This window comes from Streptomyces aurantiacus (genome assembly GCF_001418335.1).
Lineage (GTDB): Bacteria > Actinomycetota > Actinomycetes > Streptomycetales > Streptomycetaceae > Streptomyces > Streptomyces aurantiacus.
Map to the genome: position 1 here is coordinate 1 of NZ_LIPP01000020.1, position 5,632 is coordinate 5,632.

The 5,632-nt window shown below is 71.0% G+C and carries 5 protein-coding genes and 2 pseudogenes; 2 read left to right on the top strand and 5 right to left on the bottom strand.

Annotated elements, in window-relative coordinates:
• From AOK01_RS44645 to AOK01_RS02625, 3 genes and pseudogenes are all read right to left on the bottom strand, one after another.
• A pseudogene (locus AOK01_RS44645) lies at positions 1-379 on the bottom strand (hypothetical protein); the annotation flags it as partial.
• 2 nt (positions 380-381) lie between these two features.
• Positions 382-563: pseudogene (locus tag AOK01_RS44650) on the bottom strand (hypothetical protein); the annotation flags it as partial.
• Positions 560-1,564: an SPFH domain-containing protein gene (locus tag AOK01_RS02625; protein ID WP_055507934.1), complete on the bottom strand. Its 1,005-nt coding sequence runs from the start codon at positions 1,562-1,564 to the stop codon at positions 560-562. The gene AOK01_RS02625 and the pseudogene AOK01_RS44650, both read right to left, overlap by 4 nt.
• 194 nt (positions 1,565-1,758) lie before the next feature.
• Here AOK01_RS02625 and AOK01_RS02630 point away from each other — a divergent pair, with 194 nt between their 5' ends.
• Entirely contained in the window at positions 1,759-2,985 is a 1,227-nt protein-coding gene (locus AOK01_RS02630; RefSeq protein WP_055507936.1) for an arginine deiminase, read from the top strand.
• 119 nt (positions 2,986-3,104) lie between these two features.
• Entirely contained in the window at positions 3,105-4,112 is a 1,008-nt protein-coding gene (argF, locus tag AOK01_RS02635) for an ornithine carbamoyltransferase (protein WP_055507938.1), read from the top strand.
• Positions 4,113-4,118: 6 nt separating this feature from the next.
• On the opposite strand, the gene AOK01_RS02640 is transcribed toward argF, so the two are convergent.
• Entirely contained in the window at positions 4,119-4,556 is a 438-nt protein-coding gene (locus AOK01_RS02640; protein ID WP_245702056.1) for an ATP-binding protein, read from the bottom strand.
• A gap of 198 nt (positions 4,557-4,754) precedes the next feature.
• Positions 4,755-5,632: elongation factor 1-alpha C-terminal domain-related protein (locus AOK01_RS02645; RefSeq protein WP_425424713.1), on the bottom strand; the 878-nt coding region annotated here is incomplete at its 5' end.

A 5,632-nucleotide genomic window follows, 5' to 3' on the forward strand; every position in this document is an offset into this window, starting at 1 on the left:
CCTGGACCTCCACGACACCCCTGTCGTTCCCGCTGCCCCGCCTGCCCTGACTGCCCCCGCTGTGCCGGCTGTCCCCGTCGTCCTCCAGGCCCAGGCGGTACCGGGCCGTCTGGTGTCCGGCCGCACCCAGGTAGATCTCGTTCAGGGCGAGCAGCCGCTGAGTGTCGTCGGCGACCGCCTCGACCATGGTGAGTTCGTCCACGCCCGTCGCGGTGGCACCTGCGGCGGGCAGCAGCCTGGCCGCGTCCGTGGGACGGTGGCGCACCAGAACGCCCGGGTTGCGCCCGGGGTCGGAGTCGATGCCCACCACCGGCTGCCCGGCGAGGTACTTGGCCACGTTCGCCACCAGACCGTCCTGGCCGACCACGACCACCACGTCNNATCGCGGAGGCCACGGCCGTCAGCGCGCGCCGGGTGCGGTGGTGGCGTTCGGCGACCTCCTCGATGGTCCGGCCCCGGGAGGAGAGGAAGAAGGCGGCCTGTCCGTGTGTGCCGTGATGGGCCACCAACTCCTCGTACTCCGTGGTGCGGTGGACGATGACCACCCGCGGGGCGAGGCTCATGTCCGGTCCCGGGCGCCCAGCTTGGCCAGCAGGCCGGTCAGCACGTCCGGCGAGACGGTCACGCTCTCGATGCTGGGCAGGTTCTCCGCCAGCCGGGCCCCGGTCAGCGCGTGCAGCGTGGCCACGTCGACATCGGCGTGCACCCGCAGCCAGGCGGCCTGCGCCTGCGCCCGCGCCTGACCGACCTCACGTGCCGCTTCCGCCTCCGCCCGCGCGAGCCGTACCGTCCGGGCCGCCTCGGCCTCGGCGCGCACCGCGTCCGCCGCCGCGTGCTCCTCGGCCTCACGGCGCGTGTTCGTACCGCGCTGTTCGACCAACTGCTCCTCGCGCCTGGCGAGTTCGATCTGGCTCGCCAGTTCGTTCTCGGCGATCGCCCGCTCCCGCTCGACGGCCACGGCCCGCCGCTCGTACGTCGCGCGGTCCGCCTCCTGCTGGATCTGCTCGCGGGCCGGCGTGCGCAGGGCCCGCTCCACCTCCGGCTCCGGACGCAGCGCCACCACCCGCACGGCGACCACCTCGATGCCGGTCGCCGGCAGCCGCGGCTCCGCGGCAAGGCCCGCCGCGACCCGCTCCCGTACCGCCGCCACACCGTCGACCAGCGCCGACGCCAGTGTCGTACGGGCCAGTACGTCCAGTGCGTGCTGCTGGGCCGTCTCGGTCAGCAGGGTGCCCAGCTGCTCCAGTGGAGCGCCCCGCCACACACCGGTGTCGGGGTCGACGGAGAAGTCCAGGCGTGCCGAGGCGAGTGCCGGGTCGCTGACCCGGTAGGTGACGGTCGCCTGCACCGCCACGTCCTGGAAGTCGGACGTACGGGCGTGGAAGGTCATCGCCAACTCGCGGTCGTCCACCGGCACTTCGGACAGCGCCGCGGTCAGCGCGCGGAACCAGAAGCTGAGTCCGGGACCGTCGTGCAGCAGCTGTCCGCCGCGGTGGTGCCGGATGTGCGCCGTCGGAGCGGCGCGCAGGTGGCGCCGGCCCAGGCGCCGGGAGATGTCGGCCATCGGACCCCCTCGTTTCTCGTCTGTTCGACGATAATCGAGCACTCCCGTTATCGTCAAGAGGACGAGAATGAAAAGCTGGACCGGGGACGAAAAGCTGTACCGAAGACGAAAAGTGGGCACCGAAGACGGAGTGAGGAGCCCAACAAACCGTCGTCCGGCGGGTCAACCGGTCCTTCGGTGGTCAAGATGGGGGCATGGGATTCCATGTCGACTCCGAGGCCGGGCGGCTGCGCCGCGTCATACTCCACCGGCCGGATCTGGAGCTCAAAAGGCTCACCCCCAGCAACAAGGACGCGCTGCTCTTCGACGACGTGCTGTGGGTGCGCAGGGCGCGCGCGGAGCACGACGGGTTCGCGGACGTCCTGCGTGACCGCGGCGTCACCGTCCACCTCTTCGGTGACCTGCTGACCGAGTCCATGGCCGTCCCGGAGGCCCGGTCGCTCGTACTGGACAGGGTCTTCGACGAGAAGGAGTACGGGCCGCTCGCCACCGACCACCTGCGGGCCGCCTTCGAGACCCTGCCGGCGGGCGAGCTGGCCGAGGCGCTGGTCGGCGGGATGACCAAGCGGGAGTTCCTCGATGCGCACCCCGAGCCGACGTCCGTGCGCTTCCATGTCATGGAGCTCGACGACTTCCTGCTCGGGCCGCTGCCCAACCACCTCTTCACCCGCGACACCTCCGCCTGGATCTACGACGGCGTCTCCATCAACGCGATGCGCTGGCCCGCACGCATGCGCGAGACCGTGCACTTCGAGGCGATCTACCGGCACCATCCGCTGTTCCGCGAAGAGACGTTCCACGTCTGGTCCGAGGGGCAGGCCGACTACCCGTCCACCATCGAGGGCGGCGACGTACTCGTCATCGGCAACGGCGCCGTGCTCATCGGCATGAGCGAGCGGACGACCCCGCAGGCCGTGGAGATGCTCGCGCACAAGCTCTTCGCCACCGGCTCGGCGCAGACGATCGTGGCGCTCGACATGCCCAAGAGGCGGGCGCTCATGCACCTCGACACGGTGATGACGATGGTCGACGGCGACACCTTCACCCAGTACGCGGGGCTCGGCATGCTCCGCTCGTACACCATCGAACCGGGTGTCGGGGACAAGGAACTCAAGGTCACCGACCATCCGCCGGAGCACATGCACCGCGCGATCGCCGCGGCGCTCGGACTGGGCAGCGTCCGGGTGCTCACCGCCACCCAGGACGTGCACGCCGCCGAGCGCGAGCAGTGGGACGACGGCTGCAACGTCCTCGCGGTCGAACCGGGCGTCGTCGTCGCGTACGAGCGGAACCAGACCACGAACACGCATCTGCGCAAGCAGGGCATCGAGGTGATCGAGATCCCGGGGAGCGAACTGGGGCGAGGGAGGGGCGGCCCGCGCTGCATGAGCTGCCCGGTCCAGCGGGACCCTGTGGGCTGACCGGGGGCGCCGGGGCGCCGGGGCGCGTGGAGGCGGCCGTACGGAGGCGGCCGTATAGAAATGTGGCATGTCGTATAGAATTCCAAGAGTCCCTGTTTACGTAACCCTGGAGCGCCCCCATGGCGACAGTCCCGTACGCCCTCGCCGGCCGCCACTTCCTGAAGGAGCTGGACCTCACGCAGGACGAGTTCCGCGGCCTGATAGAGCTCGCCGCCGAGCTGAAGGCGGCGAAGAAGGCCGGGACGGAGACGCAGTACCTGCGGGGCCGGAACATCGCGCTGATCTTCGAGAAGACGTCGACGCGCACGCGCTGCGCCTTCGAGGTCGCGGCGGCGGACCAGGGTGCGTCGACCACGTACCTCGACCCGTCAGGCTCCCAGATGGGGCACAAGGAGTCCGTGAAGGACACCGCGCGGGTGCTCGGCCGGATGTTCCACGCGATCGAGTACCGCGGGGACAGCCAGGAGAGCGTCGAGGAGCTGGCCGCCCACGCCGGTGTGCCCGTCTACAACGGTCTGACCGACACCTGGCACCCGACCCAGATGCTCGCCGACGTGCTCACGATGGTCGAGCACTGCGCCAAGCCGCTGACCGGGATCGCCCTCGCCTACCTGGGCGACGCCCGCTTCAACATGGGCAACTCCTACCTGGTCACCGGCGCGCTCCTCGGCATGGACGTGCGGATCGTCGCGCCCAGGGCCTACTGGCCCGCCGAGGAGATCGTGGAGCGGGCGCGCGAGCTCGCCGTGCGCAGCGGGGCCCGGATCACGCTCACCGAGGAGGTCGCCGAGGGCGTTCTGGGCGCCGACTTCGTCGCAACGGACGTGTGGGTGTCCATGGGGGAGCCCAAGGAGGTCTGGGACGAGCGCATCGTCGCCCTGGGCCCGTACGCCGTGACGACAGACGTCCTGCGGGCCACCGGCAACGCCGACGTCAAGTTCCTGCACTGCCTGCCGGCCTTCCACGACCTGGGCACCAGGATCGGCCGCGAGATCCACGAGCGGCACGGTCTGGACTGTCTGGAGGTCACCGACGAGGTCTTCGAGTCGGCCCACTCGGTCGTCTTCGACGAGGCGGAGAACCGGCTGCACACGATCAAGGCGGTCCTGGTGGCGACGCTGGCCTGAGCGCGGTCACGCCGGTGTGCGCTGGTGAGGGATGACCGGCAGCCGGAACCAGACCGCCTTCCCGGACTTCGTCGGGCGGTGCCCGCACGACGAGCTGAGGGCGCGGATCAGCAGCAGGCCGCGGCCGTGCTCCTGCCAGGGATCGGGCTCGGACAACGGATCGGGGACGGTGAGGTCGCCCGGCGGGGCCGGGTCGGGGTCGTGCACCTCGACCTGGCAGCCGGTGGGCAGCAGCTCCACGACCAGCTCTATGGGCGAGTCGCCCGTGGTGTGCTCCACGGCGTTGGCCACCAGCTCGGCGGTGAGCAGCTCCGCGGTGTCGCAGTCGGCGGCGTGTTCGATCTCGGCGAGCGCGGTACGCACCAGGGCGCGCGCGACCGGCACCGCCGCGACGGAGTGCGGCAGGGCGATGCGCCAGGAGGCTGGGGCGTGGGGCTCGTGCAAGGCGGGTCCGTTCGTGGAGCAGGATGTCCTGCTTTCAACTTTAAGTATGGTACGTCGCAACCGGGCAGAGGCGCTCGGCGGGTTCTTTTCGGGACGTTCGGCCTGGTAACGGGCGGCAGGGCCGTACGGGGCCGGGCACCTTGCTGCTCGGCGCCCGGCCCGTACGGCCCTGCTTTTTCGTGTGGTCCGGAGCTGCGCTCAGGTCATCGGTGCCCAGGTCGGGGAGCCGGCCTCGGTCAGATCGACCATGCCCGCCGTCAGCGTCGCCCCGTCCGCCGGGTCGACCAGGATGAACGCGCCGGTGCGCCGGCAGCGCGCGTAGTCGTCGAGCGCGAGCGGCTCGGCGGTGCGCAGGGTGATCCGGCCCAGGTCGTTCGCGCTCAGCTCGACGCCGCTCGCCCCCTGTCCTCCCGGCGCTCCGGGCGTTCCCGACGTTGCCCGATCGGGGTGACTCCCCCTCCCGTCGGTCAGGTCCTTCACGATCGCCTTCACCGTGCGGGTCGTGTGCCTGACCAGGACGCGGTCGCCGACCCGCAGCGGGCGGTCGGCCAGATGGCAGACGGCGGCCCGGACGTCCCGGGTGAGCGCGGGCGCGTCCGCCCCGCTGGTGATCATGTCGCCGCGCGAGACGTCGAGCGGGTCCGCCAGGCGCAGGGCGAGCGACTGCGGCGCGTACGCCTCCCGCACCTCCTCGCCGAGTACGTCGATGGCCTCGATCTCGGACGACCCGCCGGAGGGATGGATGGTCACCCGGTCGCCCACGCGCAGCGAGCCGGAGGCCAACTGGCCCGCGTAGTGACGCCTTTCGCCGTGCCGGATCACGTACTGGACGGGGAAACGGGCGGGTTGGCCCGACGGGTCGCCACCGACCCGGACGGACTCCAGGTGTTCGAGCAGCGTCGGCCCCTCGTACCAGTCCATGTGCGCGGAACGGTCCACCACGTTGTCGCCGACCAGGGCCGACACGGGGATCGGCGTGAAGCCCGGCAGGTCCAACTCGGCGGCGTGGGCCGCGAAGTCCTCGACGATCCGGTCGAACTCCTTCGCCTCGTACCCGACGAGGTCCATCTTGTTGA